Source organism: Algoriphagus sp. NF (assembly GCF_028823735.1).
Classification (GTDB): Bacteria; Bacteroidota; Bacteroidia; order Cytophagales; family Cyclobacteriaceae; genus Algoriphagus; species Algoriphagus marincola.
On sequence record NZ_JAPEIB010000037.1, the window covers coordinates 1 to 25,075 of the forward strand.

Below are 25,075 nucleotides of genomic sequence, written 5' to 3' on the forward strand. Positions count from 1 at the left end.
AACATCTGTAACATCCCCAGGGATAACCCCCGCCACCCTACTTGGTACTACATTTGAAATTTTCCCCGGCTTGGTCAATAACCCCGCTCCCTTGCTTCCTGCCAAAGCTTCCACGCCTGCCCAGGCCGCTCCTCCCGCAACTTCTCCAATAGCACCAGGATCCCCGCTTGCCACCTTGTCAACTGCGTTATCAATAGCGGCCGAAACCCCGCCGACCGCACCCATGGTGTTTGTACCCAACGCCGCATCAACTGCATACAGATTGCTCGAATTGCCCGTAGGCCCCAAAGCAGCAGCACCCAAAAGCAGATTGCTGGTTGCTTTCCATGTATCGGCCTTCCAGGCATCATTGGTCACAAAGTTCCAGGTTCCTTGTGCACCGGATCCCACACCACGACCAAATCCTTTTAAAAATTCCCAACAATCAGGACACTCCCCGTTAGGATCATTGTACCTGATCGGGTTGTTCCAACTGAACTGGTACGGGGATATCCCAATTTGTCTTGGGTGGTCGGCCAGCACGTCGATGCTTATAAACCGTCCAATTGCAGGATCGTAAAACCTTGATTTGAAGTCGTATAAATTCAGGTTGAGTTCACTAAGGATTTCGTTGCCGTTGTATAGATAATTATTTGCCTTAATCCCACCGTGGGTATACCCCAATCCTGTCAACTCCAGACCCCATGGATCGTAGTGGGTCTCCTGTACGATCACCGAGCTCACGCTCATTACCATCATATTGTCAAACCAGACATCCTCTGAGGTTTCGTTTACCACAAAGGTTTCCATAAACCCGCCCTGTTCAATATACAGGTTTTCCTCCAATACCTCATGCTGGTTGGCCGCACTTTTACTGAGCACTTTCTTGCCCACTTCATACCGGTTACTATCCCTGTCATACAGGGCATAGATCATATAAGCTTCCGGACTCTCTTTCTTCTGAAAATCCTTGGCGATGATATCCGCCAGATTCAGAAGGGCTATCGGATTGGCACCCCCTGCCCGTTGGGTAATCACTGCCAGTTCGTTCAGATCGGCGATCAGTCGGGGATTGCTCATACCCGCATGGCATGCCGCACGTCCCCTCGCGAATCTCCTTTCAGTCGATTTCAAACCCAAGGGTTCTCATCCCTCCACACCATTTTCCGATTATGTAGAAACAAAAAAACCAGTCCATTTTATAGAACTGGTTTTCTCTTGCAGAGGAGGAGGGATTCGAACCCCCGGTACCTCGCGGTACAACGGTTTTCAAGACCGCCGCAATCGACCACTCTGCCACTCCTCTATTTGATTGAGTTGTTTTCAAGTCCGCCGCTCCACGATAGTTATCGGGACGACCACTCTGCCACTCCTCTATTCAACCGAGACAAATATCTCTGTTTCGGTTTGCAAAAGTAAGACCTTTCTCAATTTTGCAAAAGGCTTTCCCATATTTTTAGCAAGGAATTTTCAAGTTTAATTCCACAGCTACATCTGAAGGAAAGCTATCTTATTGACTGCTTGAATGTAAGAAGGCCGCTGCTTACTAAACAACGGCCTCTAATTCTTTGCTGGTTTAATTCGGAAGCTTATCGGCAAACTTTCCGTAAACCCAAGTTCCAGCCAAGGCAGAAATCAAAGTAACCAAAATCACGGTATATCCACTACCTATCTGAGCAAACAATGGTCCTGGACATGCTCCGGTCAAGGCCCAGCCTAATCCGAAGATAAATCCTCCGATCACCTGCCCTTTTCTAAATTCCTTATTTGGAATATTGATAGTCTCACCATGGATGGTTTTTATATTAAAACGCTTGATGATTTGAATCGAGATAATCCCCGTCACCACTGCTGATCCTATCACTCCATACATGTGGAAGGACTGAAGTCTGAACATTTCCTGAATTCGAAACCAGGAAATAATCTCTGCTTTGACAAAGACAATTCCGAAAAGAACACCCAAAATCAAGTATTTCAGCAATTCTAGTCCTTTATCTTCGTGCTTTCGCAAGTTGGGAGCCTCACAATGAGGATCCTGTATCGTTGTTGGCTTTTCTGCTACTTTCATCATTTATCTATTAAAATCCTACCAATTTCATTAAAGGCTCAAGCAAAACGTGCGTCATCAAGAAACCACCGATCATAAAGAAAACTGTGGCTAGCACTGACTGCCATTGCAGGGAGCTGATCCCCATGATTGCATGGCCTGAAGTACATCCACCCGCATAGCGAGTTCCAAAACCTACCATAAAGCCACCGATCACGAAGAAAAGAAGCCCTTTGGCAGTAAATAGATTCTCCCAAGAGAAAATGTCAGCTGGCAATAAGTTACCAAAATCAGTAACACCTAATGCCTTCAAATCTGCCTGAGTTGCTTCTGAGACAATAATTGAATCAGGGTTGGCTAGGAAGTTGGTTGCTACAAAGCCTCCTATCAACACGCCGAGTACAAAGAGAAGATTCCACATTTCCTTCTTCCAGTTGTAAGAAAAGAAGGGTATACCTGCTGGTACACAGGCCGCGCAGACGTGTCTAAGTGAAGAGGAAATACCAAAGGTTTTATTTCCTAAGATTAATAGCGCCGGCACTGTCAGTCCGATCAAAGGACCAGCCACATACCAGGGCCAGGGTTGAGTAATCCATTCCATAAGTTGATTCATATTTATTTATTCGTTTTTCTAATTTAAAATCTATAATCCAATATTATTGAGGTATTTACCATATTCACCCGATTGATTACATATTCAATAGGCGTGACTTGATTGGCATATTGCCTTTTCCCCACCACCAATAATTGCAAGTCCAATCCCTTGAAGAATCCATCAAACCGATAATCGATCAATCCGCTGAAGTGATAATAGTTTGGAATTCCATATTTATTCAACCTTACATCTTCAAAATCAGCAGTATCCGTATGGGAAGCCCCTACGCTTACTTTTAATTTGTCATGGATAAAGGTATGATCATACTGCACCATAAAGGAGTTCCCCCCACCTAGGCCTTCAAATCGCTCTCGCTGAAGGCTTACAAAGAACTGCTCTCTTCCCCATTCCCTTGGAAATAGAAACCTTCCGTGGTCGGATATCCCCAAGTAATTGAAAGTAAGAAGTGCATGTGGCCACTTCAACCCTGCCCTTAACCCCATTCCAAATGACTTTTCATTTGGGAGAATGTAAGCTTTTTCTGGTTCTGGATTTCCTCCATTTCCAAGAGCTGTTTGAGCAAAACCTTGAACACCCCAAACCCAGTCAGTAGTTCCAGAGCTTTTTGCAGAACCAGTGGCTTGCAAAAAGGAAATTCCAAAGACACCTTCAGCAAGGTAATTCCAAGATTGGATATGTAATGAATTAATCAAATACTCCACTCCAAATATCCCTATCCCCTTGGATTCGATATGATGCTTGTAAGAGTCATCAGATCCCAGTGGATTTCTTCCTGTGCTATAAAATCCAAAGGACTCCTCTACCGGCAACCACTCTAAGGATCCTCGGGAGATCACATGAGAAAACCAAGCTCCATTGAAATGGAATTTACCCGGAGTATAATCTACAGACAGTCCACTAAATAAATTTGGACGCAATCTATTGTCGGAAGCATTCAAAAGGGGGCTTTCAAAGTGGTGCCTCCCTACCCAAACTGAAAGATCTTCTTTCTGATACGAGAGGAACAACTCTTCCAGACGATCCATATCCTTGTTATTTGCTGGGTGATGAACATCATAAAGTAGGATTTCATAGCGATTTCCTACTCCGGTAATTGGATCTAGCTTTTGAATATTATTTTCATAATGCCTGAAAACAAAGAATCCACTGAAACCCAATCCAAAACCTTTCCATCTTGGACTAAAGTAACCTAGTCCTGCACCCGTTCCCCAGGTGCTGTAATCCATCAAGTCACCTTGATTGACGGTACTCATAAAGAAAGAACGAAGGTGGAATTCGAATGAACCCTCACGAAGGACTTTTCCGAATAATTTCTGATCTGAAGGAGTCTCTACCTCCTCTGCATGACCATGCTGAGCTGCCACATCAGTAACTCCATATCCTATACTAACTAGGCTCAGCAAAAGCACTGCAAAATTGCGTTTCATTCTTGACATAAAATTGTGACTTTGATCACATCAGATCGGGTGATATCAAAAATGGCAAGCCTTTCGGCCTGCCATTTTGGGATTAAGCAACTTTTCTATACTATTCTTTAGAGTAAAGTAGTTGGACACACATAGTCAGAAACTTTCAATTTGCCTGACTCTTTGATCGCGGTAAAACCGCCTGCCACATCAATCAAATTATCATATCCTCTCGCCTTCAAAATTGAATTGAAGATCATGGAGCGGTAGCCTCCTGCACAGTGTACATAGTAGGTTTCATCCTTCTTCACTTTCAGCATGGAATCATTGATGTAGTCCAATGGCGCATTTTCAGCATCAATTACATGCTCTGACATGAATTCGGAGTTCTTTCTCACATCCAGAATGTGGATACCAGGATCCCCTTCCTTGATTTTCGCCAATTCGTCTACAGAGATAGATGTGATGGAATCTACTTCATGACCACTTTCTTTCCATGCTTTGAAGCCTCCCTGTAGGTATCCAATGGCAAAGTCATATCCTACTCGTGCCAATCTGGTAATTACTTCCTCTTCACGACCTTCTTCTGCAACTACTAGAATTTCTTGCTTCAGGTCAGGGATCATCGCTCCCACCCATACGGCAAAGCTTCCGTCGATTCCGATATTGATGGAATTTGGGATAAATCCTTTGGCAAAGACCTGCGCATCACGAGTATCCAAAATCATCGCTCCCGTCTCATTTGCAGCAGCTTCAAATTCATTTGGACTCAATGGTCTGATACCTCGCTCCAATACCTCATCAATGCTGTCATAGCCTTGAATATTCATCAGAACGTTTTGAGGGAAATAAGCCGGAGGAGGAGTCAATCCAGTCAATACTTCTTTGATAAACTCTTCTTTTGTCATCTCTTGAAGCGCATAATTGGTCTTCTTTTGATTGCCCAAAGTATCCGAAGTCTCCTTACTCATATTTTTACCACAAGCAGATCCTGCACCATGTGCTGGATAGACGATCAAGTCATCTGAAAGAGGCATAATTTTATTTCTCAAGGAGTCATAAAGGTGAGCTGCCAGTTTCTCCTGCGTCAAATCTTTTACAACTTTCTGAGCTAAGTCCGGACGGCCAACATCTCCGATAAATAAGGTGTCACCCGTAAATAACGCCTCTTCCTTGCCTTCTTCATTGATGAGAAGGTAGCAAACGGACTCCATCGTATGCCCGGGAGTGTGAATGACTTTGATTTTGGCCTTTCCTAGTTCAAAAACCTGATTGTCTTCAGCCACAATGGCGTCAAAACCCATTTTCATTCCTGTAGGACCGTATACGATCTTGGCACCTGTCTTTTCAGCCAAGTCTTGGTGACCAGAAACGAAGTCTGCATGGAAGTGAGTCTCCAATACATACTTGATTTTTGCGCCTCGGCGCTCAGCTTTTTCAATGTAAGGTTGTACCTCTCTTAGTGGGTCAATTACGGCTGCTTCGCCGTCTGACTCGATGTAGTAGGCTCCTTGAGCCAAGCATCCGGTATAGATTTGTTCGATCTTCATAGGTTCTGTTTATTAAGTTTCTATCAAATAATAATCAAATTTAAGAAGTGATTAAAGCCTTTTAAATGACTTTTGTCACATCAGAATCAAGCATTTACCATCAATTGGGATTCGATGACTTTAACCAATTGATGAGCAGGCACCACACCTGACTCTCTCCAAAGGACTTTTCCTTTTTGGAATAAGATCAAAGTTGGCACTCCTCGTACTTGGAAAGTGGAAGCAGCTAAAGGATTTCTATCCACATCTACTTTGACAATTTTGATCCGGTCACCCAATTGACGGGATGTATCTTCGAGAATCGGCTGCATCATTTTGCAGGGACCGCACCAAGTGGCAAAGAAGTCTACTAATACAGGAGTGTCCCCGTTTATCAGTTCCTGAAAGGTTTTTGGTTGTGCGCTCATAATACTGCTTGTTTTTAAATTACTCTACAAAAGTAAAGGCAGGTCAAAAGCAAATCAGTAATATTTATCACAGGAGCAGTTCCTCATCATTTTTTTAAAAAGTGCTAAAAAAAATTCTCTTGGGAATAAATTTCCTATTTTCGTCCGTCTAAAATTACCGTATTGATGCTCAATTTTAAGCAACTCAACAACATCACCGGCTGGGTGGTGTTTGTGATAGCGACATTAGTCTATATTCTTTCAGTAGAACAAACGGCCAGTTTTTGGGATCCGGGAGAATTCATTGCCGTTTCCTATAAGCTCCAAGTACCCCACCCTCCCGGTGCACCTTTCTTTTTATTGGTGTATCGGATGTTTAGCTTTATGGCTTTTGGTAATGAACTGGAGATCGCCTATTGGATGAATGTGGGATCAGCAGTTTTCTCCGGATTGACCATTTTATTTTTGTTTTGGTCCATCACTCTTTTTGGAAGAAAGCTCTTCGGGGTCGTTTCGGGTGAAGAAAGCAAAGGACAGACCATCAGCCTTTTGGGAGCGGGGATCGTTGGTTCCCTGATTTACACTTTCTCAGATAGCTTTTGGTTTTCGGCTGTTGAGGCGGAAGTTTATGCCATGTCCTCCTTCTTTACGGCCATTGTCATTTGGGCTTTCCTCAAGTGGGATGTCATCAAGGACCCTAGAGAGGAAAATAAGTGGATGATCTTCATTGCTTATTTGGTAGGTCTTTCCATCGGTGTTCACTTGCTCAATTTGGTAGCTTTGCCCGCATTGGCACTGATTTATTATTTCAAAAAATATCCTAACCCAAATCTCAAAGGCGCTGCAATCGCATTTGTACTCGGAGGGGTAGCTTTGGTCATCATCAATAACATCATTATCCCAGGCCTTCCAAGTCTAGCTGGCTCGACGGAGATATTTTTCGTCAATAGCCTTGGTCTACCTTTCGGGTCAGGAATTATTTTCTTTATCGCAGCATTCTTCACTGCCTTGTATTTTGGCTATCGCTATTCCTATAAAAAAGAAATGGCGGGACTGAACACCATCCTGCTTTCCTTAATCTTTATTTTGATCGGTTACAGTTCCTACACGCTGATCGTTATTCGGGCAAATCAAGATCCTGTTATCAACGAAAACGCTCCCAAGGACATTATTAGCTATGTCTCTTACCTGAAGCGTGAGCAATATGGCTACCGTCCCCTACTTCATGGGCAGTATTTCACCGCCAAGCTCACAGATCAAGTAGAAGGTGATCCCATTTACCGAAAGGGTAAAGACAAATACGAGATTGCTGACTATCAACTCGTAAATACTTACGAAAAAGAGAAAACCACTATTCTCCCACGAGTCTATTCGACTCAGGAAAACCACAAGCGGATTTACCGTCAAAAACTCGGACTTCGGGAAGGACAGGATCCGACCTTTGGAGACAATCTGCGCTTTATGTTCAGTCATCAGCTGGGACATATGTATTGGCGCTATTTTATGTGGAATTTCTCCGGTAGGGAAAGCGATTTTACCGATGCTCCTTGGATCGGAATTACTGACGCCTTTTCGGACAAGTTTCCGGATTATATCAAAGAGAATAAGGGGCATAACAACTACCTGATGCTTCCACTCCTATTGGGAATCATCGGCTTGTTTTTCCAAGCCAAAGTTGACCCGAAGTCCTTTTATGTGAATCTAATGCTCTTCCTGATGATGGGAGTGGTCTTGGTACTTTACCTCAATTCACCCCCTGTCGAACCTCGGGAGCGAGACTACATTTATGTGGGTAGTTTCTATGCCTTCGCCATTTGGGCTGGAATGGGTGTCCTAGCTATTGCTCATGGACTGGGGAAAGTCACCAAAAACCTGGCAACAGCCGGAATCATTGCTACTCTACTGACCTTACCGGTAGCGGGTCTGATGGCTGCCGAAAACTGGAATGACCACAATCGAAAAGGACGCTATTTCTCCGTAGATGCAGCGAGAAACTTTCTTGCATCCTGTGCTCCAAATGCTATCCTTTTCACAGGAGGAGACAATGATACCTTCCCGCTGTGGTATGTTCAGGAAGTGGAAGGTTTCCGTACGGATGTAAGGGTGATTGTACTCAGCTATTTTGATACGGACTGGTACGTAGATCAGATGACTCGACCAGCCAATGAATCTGAGCCACTTCCCTTCTCGCTTTCTCCTGAGCGCTACCAAAAAGGAACCAATGATGTCTTGTATGTCATGGAGCGGGAAGGTCTCGATGCGATTTCAGCTCGAGAATACATCAAATTGCTTAACTCCGGCTCTAATCTGCTCAAAATGCAGACGGGAGGAAAAAGCGAGATCAATATGGTGCCGTCCAGGAATCTGATTTTGGAAGTGGACAGTGCGGCTGTGTTCCAAAAAGGAATCATTCCCGAGGAATTCGAACCGCTTTTTACCCCGCAAATCAACTTGCAGATCAAAGGTCAGTATGTGACCAAAGGAACCATGATGTTGATCGACTTAATCGCTACCAACAATTGGGAGCGACCGATCTACTTCAACAATACCTCCCTAGCCACTATTGGAATCAATGTATCCGATCACGTGGTGATGGAAGGACTGACATACCGACTGCTACCCATCCGCAAGCCATCGTTCATTCGGGAAGAATTGGTGAATGCTGACTTGGCCTATGAAAATTTCATGGAGAAGTTTGCCTTCCGTGGGATGGATAATCCAGACGCTTACTTAGATGAAGAGTATCGTAGATTCGCCTCCAATCATCGAAGTGCTGTCAACAGCATTGCTATGGCTCTACTCGACCGTGACCAAATTGACCGGGCAGCGGAGGTGCTAAATAAAGGGCTCGAAGTCATGCCGGATGAGGCTATCCCATACGATCTTTCCAGTGGACAGTCTGTACCGCTTTTCTTTGAAGTAGGTGAAGACGACAAGGCATTGGATATCGTGGATAAAGTTTCCAAGCGCTCTTTGGATATGATCGAGTTTTATCTGGAAGAAAATCGGGATTATGACCGGGATATGATGATCTCGATCGAAATGATTCGCTACTTCATCCCACTTTTGGAAGAGCGAGGATACACCGAAAAAGCGGAAGAATTACAACTCAGAATGGACTCCTTATTAGGCCCCCAAGAATCAGGAGGCTTACGTCCGACGAGATAAAAAAAGAGGCTGGGTTATGAATCCAGCCTCTTTTGTTTTTTACTTTTCCTTCTTCCAGAGCACATAAAACAAATCCAGTCCCTCTGAAGCATTTTCTACAAGCGGATAGTCTTCATGGGTGATTTGCACGACTGAATCCCCTTGCTCCTGATGCAGTTTATTTCGGTTCATCCGATTAAGGATCTCATAGGGAATCCGCAGAATCCAAGCGGGAAGTCTATGCTGTAAGTCCAGAACATCGAATCGCATGATTTTCTGAACCGACTTCCGATTGGCCTCATGATAATTCCATACTTTTTCATTTCCTCCGATTCCTTTGGCTTCCACTTTGTCAAAAATTCCCTCAGCCAAATCAATCAGCTCCTGCGGGACATATTCACGAACATGCCAAGGATTTCGGGAAAGGGTGTGTGTATTATTCGGAGTAGAAATAATTGCCTTTCCACCGGGCTTTAGCATCCTGTAGATTTCCTGAAGAAAAAGCCGGTCATCCTGAATATGCTCAATCACCTGAAAGCTCACAATTGTATCGAAGCTTTCATCCCCAAAGCCTTCAAAAGGCGGTATCACAGCCTGTCGAAAATCCACTCCCGGAAAGCGCTGACGTAGGTCTGAGATCACCTCTCCGATCTTATCAATCCCAACATAAGAGGTTGCCAGAGGTAATAAAGTCTCCACTCCTCGTCCTTCTCCGCAGCCTATTTCGAGCAAATCTCCCTTAATCCAGGGCTTGGCTGCAATGTATGCTTTGAGTAGTCGTTGATGAATAGGATTATCGCTCACCAACTTATCTGAGGCGATTTCCGTTGTGTAGGTAGCCATGTAAAATTTTACTATTTTGGCAAAAGTAAGTTTAATTTTTAAAACCCTAGAATTTGAACCCATGATGCAGAAAAACCTCCTTCTTCGGATATTTTTTCTACTGATTATCTCTCTCCCATTTCAATCGCTAGCGCAAAAGTCCCTCAGCAATATCAACCAAGCTCTTCGATATTCCCGCTATTCCCGTTTAGGCTTGAAAATCATTCCGGTACAGATTAGTGAGACGCAATTCAAAGTGCAGTTTATCGCTGAGAAAATTGAAGAAAATCCCGAATACAATGCCTACAGCTTTTCCTATGCGCTTTTAGATAGCTATGACATCCCCATTGAGCCAGAGGATACGCAGCTTTTCGGTCCGGCTGATTTGGTCTATGACACAGATCGGCATTGGGTTTTTGAGAAAACTATCGAAATCGAAGAGGAAAAAGAGCAACTCATGGTGCTTTTTACGGCTTTAGACACACGGCAAGGCGATGAATATCATTACCATATTGATCTGAAAAGCGCATTTGTTGAATCCCATCCTACCTTCGGAGCATACTATGCAAATGAAGTCCCTTTTGACCAAAATTACCTGAATGCCGGAGAGGCCCTACTTTTCAAAACCACCAAAGGACCGACGCTTCATTCCTTTTATTATCCCATGAATTTCGATGTCCCCTACCCTCCTATGGAAACTAAACCAGCACCTGTGCCAATGGAATTGGAAGTAGTGGATCAGGGAGATTTTTTGGAAAACATCCCCAAGCAACTCGACCAATTAGGCTATTACTTCTTTCAGCAGGACACAGCTGAGGCTTCAGGCCTTTTGCTTAAAACTACCCACGAAGCATTTCCGAAAGTGAAGGATTGGGAAGAAATGGTAGAGATGGTCACTTACATTTCGACAAGAAAGGAACACGAAGATTTACTGGCAGCTTCCGACAAAAAGAAGGCTCTTGACGAATATTGGCTCAAGCTTACTAGAAACCCAGAAACAGCCAAAGAATTGATTCGGGAATATTTTCGTCAGGTAGAGTTTGCGAATATTCTCTTCACTGATTTCAAGGAAGGGTGGAAAACTGACAAAGGAATGGTCTATATCATCATGGGGCCTCCACAGGAGGTGACCTTCTCGCTAGATCGGGAAATCTGGAGCTATCAGGGAATCGGTGAAAGTTCGAAAATTCGCTTTACCTTTGCCCGGGTAAAAAATATACTCACCCCACACTATTACACCCTGAACCGATCCCGAGCATATCAGCCGGTTTGGTTCAAAAATATATCCCAATGGAGAAGCGGAAAGATGGCTTTTTGATCGAAAAAGGCGAACACGATAAAGATTTTATTTTTGGTACCCGAGCTGTGATGGAGGCAATCCATGCAGGGAGGGAGATAGACAAGATACTCGTTCAGAAAGAGTCCAACAATGACCTGATTAAAGAACTGCTTAAAGAAAGTAAGCAGGCAGGAATACCGATCGTAAGAGTACCCGAGGGTAAGTTAAACCGCATCACCCGGAAAAACCATCAGGGAGTAATTGCTCATCTCTCTTCGATCACCTACGCATCCCTGGATCATGTGATTGACAATTGCTATGCAGTAGGAAAGTCTCCCCTGCTTTTGGTATTGGATCAAATTACTGATGTTCGAAACTTTGGAGCGATCGCCCGGACAGCCGAATGTGCTGGAGTTGATGCTTTAGTTATTCCTGAGAAAGGTAGCGCTCAAATCAATGCTGAGGCCGTCAAAACATCAGCCGGTGCTTTGAATTTCCTTCCGGTGGCCCGAGTTAAAAACCTTTTCTTTGCTTGCCGCGACCTTCAAAAGATGGGACTTTCGCTGGTGGCCGTTACCGAAAAGTCTGAAAAGGAAATGTATGAAGCGGATTTTTCAGGACCGGTTGCCATGATTCTTGGTTCGGAAGAAAATGGTATTTCAGAAGAGATTTTGAATATCGTGGATGAGCGAGTCAAAATACCGATGAGTGGGAATATAGACAGCTTGAACGTGTCCGTATCTGCGGGAGTAGCGATTTACGAGGTTATCCGGCAGCGCAAAGGCTAAACGTAATCTTCACCTTTTTTCCGGGCATTGCTTACAAACTGACGGAAGCGCTTTTCCCCATCAAGCGGACAAATCAATAGCACATTATCTGTATCGCTAACTAGATAATTTTCAAGACCTTCGACTACGATGAGCTTTCCTGAGTCAGATTTGATGTAGCTCTTTTTTGTACCGTAAAGCATGACGTTGCCTTCGATGACATTTTCGTCCTCATCCTGCTCCCGTACCTCATGCAGGCTTTGCCAGGAACCCAGATCTGACCAAGAAAAATCCCCAAGAATCACATAGACATCAGAAGATTTTTCCATCAACCCATAGTCTACTGAGATGTTTTTGAACTGCAAGTAGGCCTTGGTGATAAAGTCTGCTTCACCTTCCGAACCAAAGTGCTCCTCCCCTTCCTGGAAAACCTCGGCGAGATCCGGCATGTGTTTTTCCATGGCCTGAATAAGGCTCGCACACTTCCAGATAAATATCCCTGAGTTCCAGACAAAATCACCGCTATCAATAAATGCTTTGGCCAATTTGATATTCGGCTTTTCGGTGAAAGTCTTGACTTTAAGGGCATCTTTTCCACTGCCTTCCACATATTGGATATACCCATAACCTGTCTCAGGCCTGTTGGGCTTAATTCCTAAAGTCACCAATCTTCCCGGTTCATTAGCCGCCAATAGTGCTTTTTTGATGGATTTGAAAAACTTATTCTCCTGCTGAATCAAGTGATCCGAAGGAGTGATAATCATCGTGGCATTGGGATCAATGGAATGGATTTTATAGCCTGCATAGGCGATGCAAGGCGCAGTATTTTTTCGGTTAGGCTCGCTAAGAATCTGATAATCATGAAGTTCGGGCAATTGTTCCTTAACTAAGTCAACGTATTTCCGATAGGTAATCACAAAAAACTGCTCTGGACTCGCCAACTGTCTAAATCGATCGTAGGTCATCTGAAGGAGTGTCCTTCCAGTACCCAAAATATCCAAAAATTGCTTTGGCCGCTTTCTGCGGCTATAAGGCCAAAAACGGGAACCTATTCCCCCGGCCATGATAACTATGTAGGGTTTATTGTGCATGAATCATATTAGACGATTCCTTCTTTCATTAGTTCGTGAATATGAACAAATCCCGCGATTTTTTCTCCATCTAAAGCTACCAGCTGTGTAATATTGTGTGCTTTCATGACATTCAAGGCCCGGATTGCATACTCTTCTTTTGCAATCGTCTTGGGACTTTGAGTCATGATGTCAGAGGCTTTGAGAGACTGAATATTCAGGGTCTTTTGAAGCATTCTTCGAAGATCTCCGTCGGTAATTATACCTACCAGTTTTCCTTGAGAATCCTCTACCGCTGTAGCACCTAGTCTTTTCCCGGATATTTCTACGATCACTTCCGGAATGCCGGCATCCTCGCTTACTACCGGAATTTCGTCCTGACGAATGACATCTTCTACTTTTAAATAAAGCTGCTTTCCTAATGCTCCACCCGGATGATATTCAGCAAAATCGTCCGAGGTAAAGCCTTTGGCCTCAAGAAGACAAACTGCCAAAGCATCACCTAAAGCCAAATGGGCAGTGGTACTACTGGTCGGTGCTAAATTGAGAGGGCATGCCTCTTCCTCTATAGTTGCGTTCAATACAAATGTGGCCTGCTCGGCGAGGTAGCTTTGAGTGTTGCTCACCAAGGCGACTAGAATAGAACCTCTTTTCTTCAGTAAAGGAACGAGGACTTTGATCTCAGGAGTATTGCCACTTTTCGAAATGCAGATTACCACATCTTCTCGCTGCACCATTCCCAAGTCTCCGTGAATAGCATCAGCAGCATGCATAAAAAGTGCCGGAGTCCCAGTTGAATTCAACGTCGCAACAATCTTATTGGCAATGATGGCGCTTTTCCCCACTCCCGTGACTACTACGCGACCTTTGGATTCTAAAATAGCGGAAACACAGGCCTCGAAGTCCTCATCAAGCAATGAAATCAAGTTTTTGATCGAATCTGCCTCATTTTGCAAAACTCTCGTGGCAGTATTTCTAATATTTTTCGCTAAATTCAATTTTACCTGCGTTAATCACTAATTTTGGACAAAGGTATAAAACTAATCGATCAATCCCGTTTTCAGATTACTGTAAAGCACCCGTTCCTGTGGAAGAAAAAGTCAAATCGGATTTAAAAGAAATATTTGGTTTTAGCCAATTCAGAGGCAATCAAGAACCAATTGTAGATAACCTCCTGAAGGATCGTAATACCTTCGTCATCATGCCCACCGGAGCTGGTAAGTCACTTTGTTATCAGCTGCCTGCCGTGGTCCGTGATGGTACTGCTATCGTGATTTCTCCACTGATAGCCTTGATGAAAAATCAGGTGGATCAGTTGAATGCAATTGGTATCAATGCACACTTTCTGAACTCGACACTCAGTAAGTCAGAGTCCAATCGAGTTAAATCGGAGGTTTTGGCTGAAAAGACCAAATTACTCTATGTCGCTCCTGAATCCCTCACCAAGGAGGAAAATGTAGAATTCCTAAAATCAGCTAAGATCAGTTTTGTGGCCATTGATGAGGCACACTGTATCTCCGAGTGGGGACATGATTTCCGCCCAGAATACCGGAGAATCAAATCCATTGTCTATCAAATCGCCCCCAATCTTCCCATAATTGCCCTGACCGCGACTGCTACTCCAAAAGTCCAGCAGGATATTCAGCGAAATCTGCAGATGGAAAGTGCTGATATCTTCAAGTCCTCATTTAATCGGACAAATCTTTTTTACGAAGTACGTCCAAAATCAAAGAATGAGACAAAAAAGCAGCTGATCAAATTCATCAAGTCGCATAAAGGGAAATCGGGTATCATCTATTGCCTAAGTAGAAAGAAAGTAGAGGAAATTGCAGATCTCCTTCGTGTGAATCAAATCAATGCAGCCCCATATCATGCTGGATTGGATGGAGCTGTACGGATCAAAAATCAAGATGATTTTCTAAATGAAGAGGTCGATGTAATCGTAGCGACCATTGCTTTTGGAATGGGGATTGACAAGCCCGATGTACGCTATGTCATCCATTATGATGTACCCAAATCATTAGAGGGCTATTATCAGGAAACCGGTAGAGCAGGAAGAGATGGCCTGGAAGGTCACTGCTTGATGTTTTACCGATATGAGGATATCGTCAAGCTTGATAAATTCAACAAGGATAAAGCCGTCACGGAGCGTGAAAATGCCCGAATTCTTCTTCAAGAAATGGCGGCATACGCAGAGACGGGCGTTTGTAGAAGGAAATTCATCCTAAACTACTTTGGGGAAACCCTTAATGAAGACTGCGGATATTGTGACAATTGTAAGCGAGACCGCGAAACATTCGAGGGAATGGAATTCCTTCAAATTGCTTTGGAAGCTGCCATTCAGACTAAAGAGCGATTTGGCTTGGAACACTTAGTGGATGTGATCACCGGTCAAATGAATGACTACATCCAAAGCTACAAACATGATAAGCTGGCCGTTTACGGAAAAGGCTCTGAAGAAACCGCAAAGACCTGGACCTCCATTTTACGACAAGCCTTGGTTTTCAATTTCCTAGAAAAAGACATTGAAAATTACGGAACCTTAAAGGTTTCCGAGAAAGGAAAGGCATTCCTAGAGGCTCCTTACTCGGTAGATTTCTTCAAAGACCATGATTTCGAGCGAGAAATGGAAAACGAGCAGCCTGAAGTCGAGGTGAGTTCAGGAGGAGTAGCCTATGATGAAAAGCTCTTTGAGCTTCTCAAGGCAGAAAGAAAAAAAGTAGCCCGTGCCAAAGGACTACCTCCTTACGTCATTTTCCAGGATCCTTCTTTAGAGGAAATGGCTACCATCTACCCTACTACCCGCGATGAACTCGCACAGATTAACGGGGTTGGTATGGGAAAAGTAGCTAAATTTGGTGGGCCCTTTCTCAAACTCATCGCCAACTATGTAGAAGAGAATGAGATTGAGACGGCTTCGGAAGTGGTGGTAAAAACTGCCGGTTCCCGGTCCAAAGTGAAAATCTCCATCATCCAACAAATCGACCGTAAAATCGACTTGGATGAGATTGCTGAAAACCTCAACCTCAGTATGAACGAACTGCTTCAAGAGATTGAACAGATCATCTACTCAGGTACCAAGTTGAACATCGATTATTACATCGAGCATATCATGGACGAGGAGCGCGAGGAGATTCTCCATGATTATTTTATGAGCGCAGAAAGCGATCATATAAAACCTGCCCTTGAAGAACTTGAGGATGAGGACTTTGCAGAAGACGAACTGCGGGTCTATCGAATCAAATTTATTTCAGAGCACGCCAATTAAATTAGACATTACTCAATGAATATACTCTTGCTAGGAAGCGGAGGCCGGGAACACGCCTTCGCATGGAAAATTGCACAAAGTCCAAAATGTGATCAACTTTTCGTAGCACCCGGAAATGCCGGGACTGCCCAAATCGCCACCAATCTTTCCATGGGAGTTGCTGATTTTGAAAAAATCAAAGAGGCCGTCCTTCATCATAAAATTAACCTGCTTGTAGTAGGCCCCGAGGAGCCCTTGGTCAAAGGTCTGGTAGACTTCTTAGCTCAAGATGAGAAAACCCGAAATCTACCGGTCGTAGGCCCCTCCAAACTGGGAGCCACTCTCGAAGGAAGCAAGGACTTTTCCAAGCGATTTATGCAAAGGCACCGAATTCCTACCGCTGCCTACGAAACCTTTGACGCCAACCAAATTGAAGAAGGACTGGCCTATCTGGAAAAACAAAACCTTCCTATCGTATTAAAGGCCGATGGATTAGCTGCCGGAAAAGGGGTATTAATTTGCCAAACATTGGAAGAGGCTAAGGACTCCTTGAAGGAGATGCTGCTTGACCAAAAATTTGGCGAAGCTTCTGCAAAAGTTGTCGTGGAGGAGTTTTTGACAGGAATCGAACTCTCTGTATTTGTGGCGACAGATGGTAAAAGCTATCGAATTTTGCCGGAGGCCAAAGACTACAAAAGAATTGGAGAAGGTGACACAGGACTGAATACGGGAGGCATGGGTGCTGTGAGCCCCGTGATCTTTGCCGATCAGGAGTTTATGTCACTGGTAGAGGATCAAATCGTTAAACCCACGATTGCAGGCTTGGCAATTGAAGATATTCCATACAAAGGCTTCCTTTTCATCGGATTGATGAATAAGGCAGGCAAACCCTATGTAATCGAATACAATGTACGGATGGGCGATCCCGAAACGGAAGCTGTCCTGCCCCGTATCGAAAGTGACTTTCTGGATTTACTTTGGGCTATAGGCACTGAAAACTTGAAAGACTATAGCTTAGAGATTTCACCTGACTATGCTACCACGGTAGTGATGGTAAGCGGTGGATATCCTGGAAGCTATCAAAAAGGGCATCCAATTAGCCTTCCCGACGATGCTCAGAATGCAATTATCTTCCATGCCGGTACAGGCAGGAAAGAAACTGGTGAACTGACCAATCAAGGTGGAAGAGTCATTGCCGTCACGGGAAGAGGAAAAGATTTAGAAGAATCCCTTCAAAACACCTTCCAAGCGGTCGATAAGATCTCATGGAAGGATCATTACTTCAGAAAAGATATCGGGCAGGATATCTTAAAATTGATCAAGTAAACCCAAAACTAATCGGAGTTTAAAAACTCTGTATACATATATGTCAGGATGTAGTAGCTGCTCCACCTCCTCAGGAGGTACCGGCGGCTGTCAAAATAACGGCAGCTGCGGCACGAGCGATTGTAATAAGATGAATTCTTTCGACTGGCTTGCCCACATGGGCATCCCGACCGTCGATAATTTTGATATAGTGGAGGTAAAGTTCAAAGGTGGCAGAAAGGAATACTTTCGAAACGTGGATTACCTTGACCTTCACACCGGCGACCCGGTAGTCGTGGATGTCCCGAGTGGACACCACATTGGCTATGTGTCCCTACAAGGTGAACTGGTACGACTTCAAATGCAAAAAAGGAAGATTCGGGACGATGATAACATCACCAGAATCTATCGTGTGGCAAATGAAAAAGACATCGAGAAATGGGAAGAAGCCAAAAATAGGGAGGTTCCCTCTCTTTATCGGTGCCGACAAATCATCCAAGAACTAGGCTTGAAAATGAAACTCTCCGATGTTGAGTTTCAGGCAGACAACAGCAAGGCTACTTTCTATTATTCCGCAGACGAGCGGGTTGATTTTAGAGAGTTGATCAAATTACTGGCTGGAGAATTCAAAATCCGGGTAGAAATGCGCCAAATCAGCCTTCGACAAGAAGCCGGAAGACTAGGTGGCATCGGAGTTTGTGGTCGGGAGCTTTGTTGCTCGACTTGGTTGGTTGATTTCAAAAACGTCAGTACCTCGGCAGCCAGATATCAGCGATTAAGTTTGAACCCGGCCAAATTAAGCGGACAATGTGGCCGCTTAAAATGCTGCCTCAACTATGAGCTTGACACCTACATCGAGGCTATCAAACACATCCCAAATGTAGAACGTCCGCTACAGACCGAACAAGGTCCTGCCAAGTTGCAGAAGACGGATATTTTCAGGAGAATGATGTGGTTTAGCTACAACAATGATAATGATTGGCACAGTATCACCTGTGATCGGGTAAATGAGATTTTGGAATTAAATGAGCAGGGTAAAAAGGTCTTCAACCTTCAGGTAAATGAATCTACAGAACTCGAGGATATGGCTGCTAAAAGCACCCTAGAGCTTGAGCTTTTGGATAAGAAGTTTGCCAAAAAGAAAAAGAAGAAGAAAAGCCGTAATCGCCCAAGAAACCAAAATCAATCAGGCGCCAATCCGAATCCTCAAAAGGAAGCATCCAAACCACAGAATACTCCCCAAAATAAAGGGAATCAACCTGCTGGACAAGCTGGACAAGGTCGTAGAAAAAATCCTAGGAGAAAGCCAAAACCTAGACCGGATAATAACAATCAAGCGAATACTGCTCCAAAAGCTCAGCAAAAATTGCCTGAGAATGGTGGGAACAATGGGAATCCGAAACGAAAATTTCCGCCTAGGAGAAATCAAAAGCCAAATGATAAAGGGAACAACAATGAGTAACCGCATCATTGCTGGGCTGATTCTTCTTTTGGCTATTACATCTTGCGTGGATGAGCGAGTCTATGAGGATTTTCAAAAGTTACCCAGCCAAGGTTGGTCTGCACAGGACAGTTTGATTTTTGAAATTGGTGAGTTGCCCGAAAGCTTTGGCCCAAATCTGATCGGAGTCAGGTTTAAGGAGGATTATCCCTACGCAAATATTTACATCAGATTGATCACTCAAGACTCTTCCTTACAGACTTTGGAGAATCAATTAATCAATCTAACGCTATTTGATATAGATGGAGAACCGATGGGTGAAGGCTTTGGCAGTACTTACACCCTCTATGATACCCTTCCTTTCAAAATCCAAGCAGGGACAAATCAGGTCATTCTGCTTCAGTATATGCGTGAAGCAGAACTCAAAGGAATAGAAGCTATTGGACTGAAGATCCTGAAGTAATTTCAGGATCTCATTTTTTTGTAGGCATTGATTAATCCATTGGTCGAACCGTCATGTGAGCTGACTTCTGCATCGGATTGTAATTCCGGCAAAATGCTACTTGCCAAAACTTTTCCAAGCTCTACCCCCCACTGATCAAAACTGAAGATATTCCAAATGACACCCTGAACGAAAATCTTATGCTCATACATGGCAATGAGCATTCCTAGATTGTAGGGCGTGATTTTCTTGACCAAGATCGAGTTAGTAGGTCTATTTCCTTCGAAAACCCGATGTGCTGCCACCCTGTCAATTTCCTCCACTGATTTGCCAGCTTTATTCATTTCTGACCGGACTTGCTCAAGAGACTTTCCATTCATCAATGCCTCAGTTTGTGCAAAAAAGTTGGAAAGGAGCTTCACATGATGATCACCGATCGGATTGTGTGAAATCGCAGGGGCAATAAAATCACAAGGAATCAGGTGCGTACCCTGATGAATGAGCTGATAGAAAGCATGCTGACCATTGGTCCCAGGCTCTCCCCAAATGATAGGCCCTGTCGAATAGGATACGCGCTCTCCATCTCTTGAGACATATTTACCGTTGCTTTCCATATTTCCTTGCTGGAAATAGGCAGCAAAACGGTGTAAATACTGATCATAAGGCAAAATCGCTTCCGAAGTGGCACCAAGGAAATTTGTGTTCCAAATCCCGATCATCGCCAAAATCACCGGAATATTTCGATCAAACATGGAATTGCGGAAATGCTCATCCATGCTATGGGCCCCGGCTAGCAGCTTTTCAAAGTTGTCAAAGCCTATCGCACAGGCAATCGGCAAACCAATGGCGGACCAAAGTGAGTACCTACCTCCTACCCAATCCCAAAACTCAAACATGTTTTCAGGATCAATTCCAAAGGCCTCAACGCCTTTTTGATTGGTAGAAAGAGCTACAAAATGCTTTGCTACGGCTTTCTCATCTTGAGCATGATCCAGAAACCAATTCCTTGCAGTATGAGCATTGGTCATGGTCTCCTGTGTGGTAAAGGTCTTTGAAGCGATGAAAAAGAGAGTAGTTTCCGGTTCTACTTTTCGAAGCGTCTCTGCGATATGGGTACCATCAACATTGGAAACGAAAAAGATTTCAAGGTTTTCGGATTGGTAGGGCTTTAAAGCCTCCGTCACCATGACAGGACCAAGGTCTGAGCCACCGATTCCGATATTTACCAGGTTTTTGATAGGTTTTCCGGTGTAGCCCAACCACTCTCCTTTTTGGATTTTAGTGGAAAAGACTTTCATCTTCTCCAATACTCGGTTGATTTCCGGCATCACATCTTCTCCATCCACATAAACTGGATGACCTTTTTGATTTCTTAGGGCAGTGTGGAGTACAGCCCGGCCTTCCGTACCATTGATGGCCTCACCAGCAAACATGGACTCAATGGCCTTGTGTAATTCACACTCACGAGCTAGATCTAAAAGAGTATCAAAAATCTCCTCATTCAGTCGATTTTTAGAGTAATCAACAATAGTGTCTTCCAGAGAAATACTAAATCGTTCAAACCGTTCTGGTTCCTGAAAAAGATCTGAAATGGAAAGATTTTTATATTTTTCGGATAAGTCTTTAAGTCTTTTCCAAGCGTCGGTCTGAGTTGGGTTAATCTGTCTCATGATAGGTTTGATGGCAAGTGACAAAAATAAGAGATATCCTTTTGGAATGAAGGAAAAATAGAAATAGACTTAAATTCTAATTTAAAAAATACTTTTTCATCAGATTAATTCGACACTCTATGATTGACCTTCTCCTTAAGAGTTTTAGTTTGCTTATCATCTTGCTGACTTTTTTGCCGCTACTCAAGTCTGTGAAATGGTGGATTCGTGTCTTTGATTACCCAAGGCTTCAAAAGTTGGTTTTACACTTACTCTTTATCATCTTATGGGTTGCCTCGAATAATGATCCTTCTTTTGAAACATGGATTTGGGTAGGATCTTTGACTCTTTCTGCAATCTATTTGACCTATCAAGTATGGCCTTTTACATTTTTTGGTAATAAGATGATAGAATCCGTGAAATTTGATGAAAATAGCGGTTTACACGTCCTAGTTGCCAATGTGTATCAAGATAATAATCAATATCATAAGATTTTGAACCTTGTTCAAAAACAAGATCCTGATATCGTTTTTTTGGTGGAGACAAATCAAAACTGGGCCGATTCTCTAGAAAAGCTGGATCAGATTTTTGATTATTCAATCAAAATCCCTCAGGAAAACACCTATGGCTTACTTTTCTACAGTAAGCTACCCATTGTACGAAAAGAAATTCACTACCTGGTAGATCCTGATATTCCATCCTTAGAACTGGATTTGGAGCTCAAAAATGGACAGCTAATCACTATCTATGCAATTCATCCTACTCCTCCCGTACCGGGTGAAAACGAGGAAAGCACCGAGCGAGACGCCGAAATTCTGATAGTAGGCAAAAAATCAAAAAAGAATCCAAAGCCTTCCTTGGTAATCGGGGATTTGAATGATGTGGCATGGAGCTACACGACTGAATTATTTCTCAAAATCTCCGAAATGGCCGACCCTAGACGGGGAAGAGGAACTTTCAATACTTTCCACGCGAAAATCCCGTTTTTACGCTGGCCTCTAGATCATGTATTCCTGAGTAAGCATTTTGGCTTAGCTGCATTGGAAGTTCTTCCGGGGATAGGATCGGATCATTTCCCCATCAAGCTAAAAGCTGTGCTTACAAAAAGCAATGACACAGAAGTACTTTCGGCGAATGGGGATGAAAAAAAAGAAGCCCGTCAGAAAATATCTAACGGGCGTAACTCTTAAAATAATATTTTAGCTTATCAATTGCCTTCTGCTTCCTTCGCTTCTGCTTTGGCTTTTCGCTTGAATCCCTTTCTGAAAGGCCAGGTATATTCCAATGCCTCCATGCCTCTGTTTAAGTTATAGGTAGCGGAATCTGTGTTTTCCAGCGTGCTTTTCAAGGTCTGAGCAAACTCAGGATCATTGAGCAATAGTCCTAATGAATTATCCTTATCATTTAGCTTCTCAGAGATTTCAGTCAATTTCTGCGTCAAAACCTCCGTATTTTCCGCTGATGTCTTGAAGCTTTCAAGTGTAGCGCGAAGATCCTTCGCTATCTGCTGATCTGTGGCTAGATCGTTGAAAAGATTTCCCTCTTGGTTGATCTTAGAAGTGAAATCATTCAAGCCTGCGAGCATCTGATTACTGGTTCGGCTAGCCCTATCCAGATTGGAAAGAATAGAACGGAAATTCTCAGCCAAAGTACTGTCCGTCATCACAGCACCGACAATTCCCTCTCCTTGGGCCAATTTCCCAGTTAAGAGTTTAAGGTCATTTGTGATCTCCACCAAGTTTTGATTGTTTTCCTGCAGGGTCTCCATCATCTTATCGGTATCGAGCGGCATCACTGCCTCCAGTCTGTCTCCATCCTCGACAGGCGGAGCAAGGGTCGTACCTCCATAGATGACAATAATCTTATTACCAATCAATCCATCAGAACTGATCGTGGCTTTGGAGTCTTTGCGAATGAATTCAGCTACAGCCTCTTCCACATTCATTTCGATTTCCACTTGGGAATCCCCGTAGAAATTGATTTTACGAACAGTACCGATTTTCACCCCTGAAAACCAAATGTTATTTCCTGTCTGAAGTCCTCCGATATCGTCAAATACAGCCTTGAGGCCGATCGATTTGACAAACTTTTTCTGCTGACCTCCTAAGGTCAATACGCCAGTTACCAAAATGGCGATACCCAGAAAAACAAAGATTCCGACGATTACGGAGCGTTTATTTTCGCCTCTCATGTTTCTGTAAAATTATAATCGTAAAATGATTTAATACGCTGGTCAGTAGCCCGTGGGAAAACTTCCTCAAAAGATCCCATCGCCTTAAACTGTCCGTCTAGCAATACCGCCATTCGATCCCCAGTCATTTTTGCACAGGTCAAGTCATGCGTGATCACAATGGAAGTGGTCTTGTATCTCTCCCGCACCTCATTGATGAGGTTATTGATCTCCACACAGGTGATCGGATCCAAACCAGCTGTCGGCTCATCATAAAGCATGATTTCAGGATTGAGAATAAGCGTTCGGGCAACACCGATTCGCTTCTTCTGTCCTCCAGAGAGCTCAGATGGCATCTGATTGATGGTCTGCGGAAGTCCTACAGCATCCAGGAGTTCCTCGATACGGTAGGTGATTTCCTTCTTCGTCAGATTCTTGATATTTCTGACCAATGGAAACTCCATATTCTCGCGCACGGTCATGGAGTCGTATAAGGCTGAGTTTTGGAAGGAAAATCCGATTTTAAGCCTAAATGCATTCAGGTCTCTTTTGCTCAAGGTAGATACTTCTTTGCCAAGAACCTCCATGGTTCCTTCGTCTTGCCGCAGCAATCCGACCATGATTTTGATCAAAACGGACTTACCCGTACCAGATCTACCTAATACAACCACGTTTTCCTCCCGGAAAAGATCCAAGTCAACCCCTTTGAGGACATCCAGGTCACCAAAGCTTTTATGCAAATTGCGGATATGTACTACTCGTTCTGCCATGGCTACATTCCCCTTATTGCGTTTACAATCTGAAGAGCAAGCAACTCTTCAATAAAGATCAAGAACATGGATATTACCACCGCTGAGTTGGCTGCACGCCCTACTCCCTCAGTACCTTTGGATGAATTATATCCCTTGTAGCAGCCTACAATACCAATGGTGAAGCCGAAAAGGAGTGATTTGAGTACGGAAGACCAGATATCAAGAAAAGAAACAGATTCGAAGACCTGCACGAAAAAGGTGGATAAACTCACCAGTTCATTGGCGTTTACATTGAGAAAGGAACCAATCAAGGCCACAAAGTCCGTGTACATCACCAAAATCGGGATCATGAAGGTAGTTGCCAAAACTCGGGTAACTACCAGAAACTTGAATGGATTGGTCGCCGAAACTTCCATGGCATCGATCTGCTCTGTCACTTTCATAGAGCCAATCTCAGCACCAATACTCGAACCGACCTTACCCGCAGCAATCAAAGCGGTTACCAATGGTCCCATGGCACGCACTACTGCGATAGAAATCAAAGAAGGCAACCAAGAAGTCGCCCCAAACTCAGAAAGAGAGGGTCGAGACTGATTGGTAAATACAATGCCCACAATGAAACCTGTGAGGGAAATCAAGGGAAGAGACTCCACACCAATGCGATAACACTGATGGATAACCTCTTTAAATTCGTACGGAGGAAGGAAAACCTCTTGCCAAAAACGCTTGACAAAGTTCCAGGCATCGGCTAGACCCTTGAAAAACTTGTCAATCTTTTTTGAAATAAATGGTTTTCGGTCGCTTGCTTCTCCAGCCATAGGAAGCTTAATCTATAAGTTTTTACAAAAATATCCGCTTGGACTAGTGCAAAGAAAACAAAAATCTAACCAAGGGGCGTAAGAATGTTTGGTTTTTTATGAAGGGCGAAAAGTCTTGACAATAATTAACATCGAAGAAGAATCCATTGTCTTTCACTTTCAGAAATTGTTTGCTAAGGTGA

21 protein-coding genes and 1 tRNA gene are annotated in these 25,075 nt (G+C 43.7%); 8 read left to right on the top strand and 14 right to left on the bottom strand.

The annotated features are described in order from the left end of the window. The 7 genes from OU792_RS15060 to trxA all read right to left on the bottom strand — a co-directional run. A partial coding sequence (locus OU792_RS15060; RefSeq protein ID WP_274670594.1) for an RHS repeat-associated core domain-containing protein occupies positions 1-1,059 on the bottom strand: 1,059 nt, incomplete at its 3' end. 141 nt (positions 1,060-1,200) lie between these two features. Continuing rightward, positions 1,201-1,285, bottom strand: a tRNA-Ser gene (locus tag OU792_RS15065). Between the two features lie 270 nt (positions 1,286-1,555). Next, positions 1,556-2,047: a DUF6691 family protein gene (locus tag OU792_RS15070; protein WP_026947362.1), complete on the bottom strand. Its 492-nt coding sequence runs from the start codon at positions 2,045-2,047 to the stop codon at positions 1,556-1,558. 10 nt (positions 2,048-2,057) lie between these two features. Then, entirely contained in the window at positions 2,058-2,639 is a 582-nt protein-coding gene (locus tag OU792_RS15075) for a YeeE/YedE family protein (RefSeq protein ID WP_026947361.1), read from the bottom strand. A 23-nt stretch (positions 2,640-2,662) separates the two neighbouring features. After that, positions 2,663-4,069, bottom strand: coding sequence for a hypothetical protein (locus OU792_RS15080; protein WP_274670595.1), 1,407 nt, complete (start codon positions 4,067-4,069; stop codon positions 2,663-2,665). A 107-nt stretch (positions 4,070-4,176) separates the two neighbouring features. Then, a complete protein-coding gene (locus tag OU792_RS15085; protein WP_222583570.1) occupies positions 4,177-5,598 on the bottom strand; it encodes an MBL fold metallo-hydrolase in 1,422 nt (473 codons plus the stop codon). 86 nt (positions 5,599-5,684) lie between these two features. Continuing rightward, positions 5,685-6,005: a thioredoxin gene (gene trxA / locus OU792_RS15090; protein ID WP_026947358.1), complete on the bottom strand. Its 321-nt coding sequence runs from the start codon at positions 6,003-6,005 to the stop codon at positions 5,685-5,687. Positions 6,006-6,170: 165 nt separating this feature from the next. Here trxA and OU792_RS15095 point away from each other — a divergent pair, with 165 nt between their 5' ends. Then, the gene (locus OU792_RS15095; protein ID WP_274670596.1) at positions 6,171-9,152 is read left to right on the top strand and encodes a glycosyltransferase family 117 protein; all 2,982 of its coding nucleotides are present in this window, start codon (positions 6,171-6,173) and stop codon (positions 9,150-9,152) included. 39 nt (positions 9,153-9,191) lie between these two features. Here OU792_RS15095 and OU792_RS15100 read toward each other — a convergent pair whose 3' ends face one another. Beyond that, entirely contained in the window at positions 9,192-9,974 is a 783-nt protein-coding gene (locus tag OU792_RS15100; protein ID WP_274670597.1) for a class I SAM-dependent methyltransferase, read from the bottom strand. A 61-nt stretch (positions 9,975-10,035) separates the two neighbouring features. On the opposite strand from OU792_RS15100, the gene OU792_RS15105 reads away from it, so the two are divergent. Continuing rightward, on the top strand, positions 10,036-11,271 hold the full coding sequence (locus OU792_RS15105; protein ID WP_274670598.1) for a GWxTD domain-containing protein: 1,236 nt from the start codon (positions 10,036-10,038) through the stop codon (positions 11,269-11,271). Next, positions 11,244-12,020, top strand: a complete 777-nt coding sequence (gene rlmB, locus OU792_RS15110; protein WP_024282956.1) for a 23S rRNA (guanosine(2251)-2'-O)-methyltransferase RlmB — start codon at positions 11,244-11,246, stop codon at positions 12,018-12,020. The genes OU792_RS15105 and rlmB overlap by 28 nt, the downstream gene beginning before the upstream one ends. On the opposite strand, the gene OU792_RS15115 is transcribed toward rlmB, so the two are convergent. Together OU792_RS15115 and OU792_RS15120 are read right to left on the bottom strand one after the other, a co-directional pair. After that, complete coding sequence (locus OU792_RS15115) at positions 12,017-13,090, bottom strand: mannose-1-phosphate guanylyltransferase (RefSeq protein WP_274670599.1); 1,074 nt, start codon at positions 13,088-13,090, stop codon at positions 12,017-12,019. The genes rlmB and OU792_RS15115 overlap by 4 nt on opposite strands. An 8-nt stretch (positions 13,091-13,098) precedes the next feature. Continuing rightward, positions 13,099-14,067 (bottom strand): KpsF/GutQ family sugar-phosphate isomerase, encoded by a 969-nt coding sequence (locus OU792_RS15120; RefSeq protein WP_274670600.1) that lies wholly within the window; start codon positions 14,065-14,067, stop codon positions 13,099-13,101. Positions 14,068-14,156: 89 nt separating this feature from the next. Here OU792_RS15120 and recQ point away from each other — a divergent pair, with 89 nt between their 5' ends. Genes recQ through OU792_RS15140 form a run of 4 tightly spaced genes read left to right on the top strand, consistent with a single transcriptional unit; the run spans position 14,157 to position 19,525 of the window. Further along, on the top strand, positions 14,157-16,337 hold the full coding sequence (recQ, locus tag OU792_RS15125; protein ID WP_026947349.1) for a DNA helicase RecQ: 2,181 nt from the start codon (positions 14,157-14,159) through the stop codon (positions 16,335-16,337). A gap of 15 nt (positions 16,338-16,352) precedes the next feature. Continuing rightward, a complete protein-coding gene (gene purD / locus OU792_RS15130) occupies positions 16,353-17,642 on the top strand; it encodes a phosphoribosylamine--glycine ligase (protein WP_222583578.1) in 1,290 nt (429 codons plus the stop codon). Positions 17,643-17,682: 40 nt separating this feature from the next. Beyond that, positions 17,683-19,083, top strand: coding sequence for a regulatory iron-sulfur-containing complex subunit RicT (gene ricT, locus OU792_RS15135; protein WP_446698912.1), 1,401 nt, complete (start codon positions 17,683-17,685; stop codon positions 19,081-19,083). Continuing rightward, positions 19,058-19,525, top strand: coding sequence for a gliding motility lipoprotein GldH (locus tag OU792_RS15140; RefSeq protein WP_274670601.1), 468 nt, complete (start codon positions 19,058-19,060; stop codon positions 19,523-19,525). The genes ricT and OU792_RS15140 overlap by 26 nt, the downstream gene beginning before the upstream one ends. A gap of 2 nt (positions 19,526-19,527) precedes the next feature. Here OU792_RS15140 and pgi read toward each other — a convergent pair whose 3' ends face one another. Beyond that, the gene (pgi, locus tag OU792_RS15145) at positions 19,528-21,174 is read right to left on the bottom strand and encodes a glucose-6-phosphate isomerase (protein ID WP_274670602.1); all 1,647 of its coding nucleotides are present in this window, start codon (positions 21,172-21,174) and stop codon (positions 19,528-19,530) included. A 119-nt stretch (positions 21,175-21,293) separates the two neighbouring features. Here pgi and OU792_RS15150 point away from each other — a divergent pair, with 119 nt between their 5' ends. Beyond that, on the top strand, positions 21,294-22,343 hold the full coding sequence (locus OU792_RS15150; protein WP_274670603.1) for an endonuclease/exonuclease/phosphatase family protein: 1,050 nt from the start codon (positions 21,294-21,296) through the stop codon (positions 22,341-22,343). Between the two features lie 17 nt (positions 22,344-22,360). Here OU792_RS15150 and OU792_RS15155 read toward each other — a convergent pair whose 3' ends face one another. Genes OU792_RS15155 through OU792_RS15165 form a run of 3 tightly spaced genes read right to left on the bottom strand, consistent with a single transcriptional unit; the run spans position 22,361 to position 24,893 of the window. Continuing rightward, positions 22,361-23,344 carry an MlaD family protein gene (locus tag OU792_RS15155; protein ID WP_134202483.1) on the bottom strand — a complete coding sequence of 328 codons (984 nt, stop codon included), beginning with the start codon at positions 23,342-23,344 and terminating at the stop codon, positions 22,361-22,363. Further along, positions 23,341-24,093, bottom strand: a complete 753-nt coding sequence (locus OU792_RS15160) for an ABC transporter ATP-binding protein (protein WP_274670604.1) — start codon at positions 24,091-24,093, stop codon at positions 23,341-23,343. Before OU792_RS15160 ends, OU792_RS15155 begins: the two co-directional genes overlap by 4 nt. A 2-nt stretch (positions 24,094-24,095) precedes the next feature. Then, entirely contained in the window at positions 24,096-24,893 is a 798-nt protein-coding gene (locus OU792_RS15165) for an MlaE family ABC transporter permease (protein WP_026947341.1), read from the bottom strand. Between the last annotated feature and the right edge of the window lie 182 nt (positions 24,894-25,075).

Coding starts and splice junctions, on each gene's coding strand:
- OU792_RS15160 (WP_274670604.1), bottom strand. CDS start 24,093: ATGGCAGAACGAGTAGTACATATCCGCAATTTGCATAAAAGCTTTGGT.
- ricT (WP_446698912.1), top strand. CDS start 17,683: ATGTCAGGATGTAGTAGCTGCTCCACCTCCTCAGGAGGTACCGGCGGC.
- OU792_RS15100 (WP_274670597.1), bottom strand. CDS start 9,974: ATGGCTACCTACACAACGGAAATCGCCTCAGATAAGTTGGTGAGCGAT.
- purD (WP_222583578.1), top strand. CDS start 16,353: ATGAATATACTCTTGCTAGGAAGCGGAGGCCGGGAACACGCCTTCGCA.
- OU792_RS15085 (WP_222583570.1), bottom strand. CDS start 5,598: ATGAAGATCGAACAAATCTATACCGGATGCTTGGCTCAAGGAGCCTAC.
- OU792_RS15070 (WP_026947362.1), bottom strand. CDS start 2,047: ATGAAAGTAGCAGAAAAGCCAACAACGATACAGGATCCTCATTGTGAG.
- OU792_RS15140 (WP_274670601.1), top strand. CDS start 19,058: ATGATAAAGGGAACAACAATGAGTAACCGCATCATTGCTGGGCTGATT.
- trxA (WP_026947358.1), bottom strand. CDS start 6,005: ATGAGCGCACAACCAAAAACCTTTCAGGAACTGATAAACGGGGACACT.
- OU792_RS15075 (WP_026947361.1), bottom strand. CDS start 2,639: ATGAATCAACTTATGGAATGGATTACTCAACCCTGGCCCTGGTATGTG.
- OU792_RS15105 (WP_274670598.1), top strand. CDS start 10,036: ATGATGCAGAAAAACCTCCTTCTTCGGATATTTTTTCTACTGATTATC.
- pgi (WP_274670602.1), bottom strand. CDS start 21,174: ATGAGACAGATTAACCCAACTCAGACCGACGCTTGGAAAAGACTTAAA.
- OU792_RS15115 (WP_274670599.1), bottom strand. CDS start 13,090: ATGCACAATAAACCCTACATAGTTATCATGGCCGGGGGAATAGGTTCC.
- OU792_RS15150 (WP_274670603.1), top strand. CDS start 21,294: ATGATTGACCTTCTCCTTAAGAGTTTTAGTTTGCTTATCATCTTGCTG.
- OU792_RS15155 (WP_134202483.1), bottom strand. CDS start 23,344: ATGAGAGGCGAAAATAAACGCTCCGTAATCGTCGGAATCTTTGTTTTT.
- OU792_RS15095 (WP_274670596.1), top strand. CDS start 6,171: ATGCTCAATTTTAAGCAACTCAACAACATCACCGGCTGGGTGGTGTTT.
- OU792_RS15165 (WP_026947341.1), bottom strand. CDS start 24,893: ATGGCTGGAGAAGCAAGCGACCGAAAACCATTTATTTCAAAAAAGATT.
- OU792_RS15080 (WP_274670595.1), bottom strand. CDS start 4,069: ATGAAACGCAATTTTGCAGTGCTTTTGCTGAGCCTAGTTAGTATAGGA.
- rlmB (WP_024282956.1), top strand. CDS start 11,244: ATGGAGAAGCGGAAAGATGGCTTTTTGATCGAAAAAGGCGAACACGAT.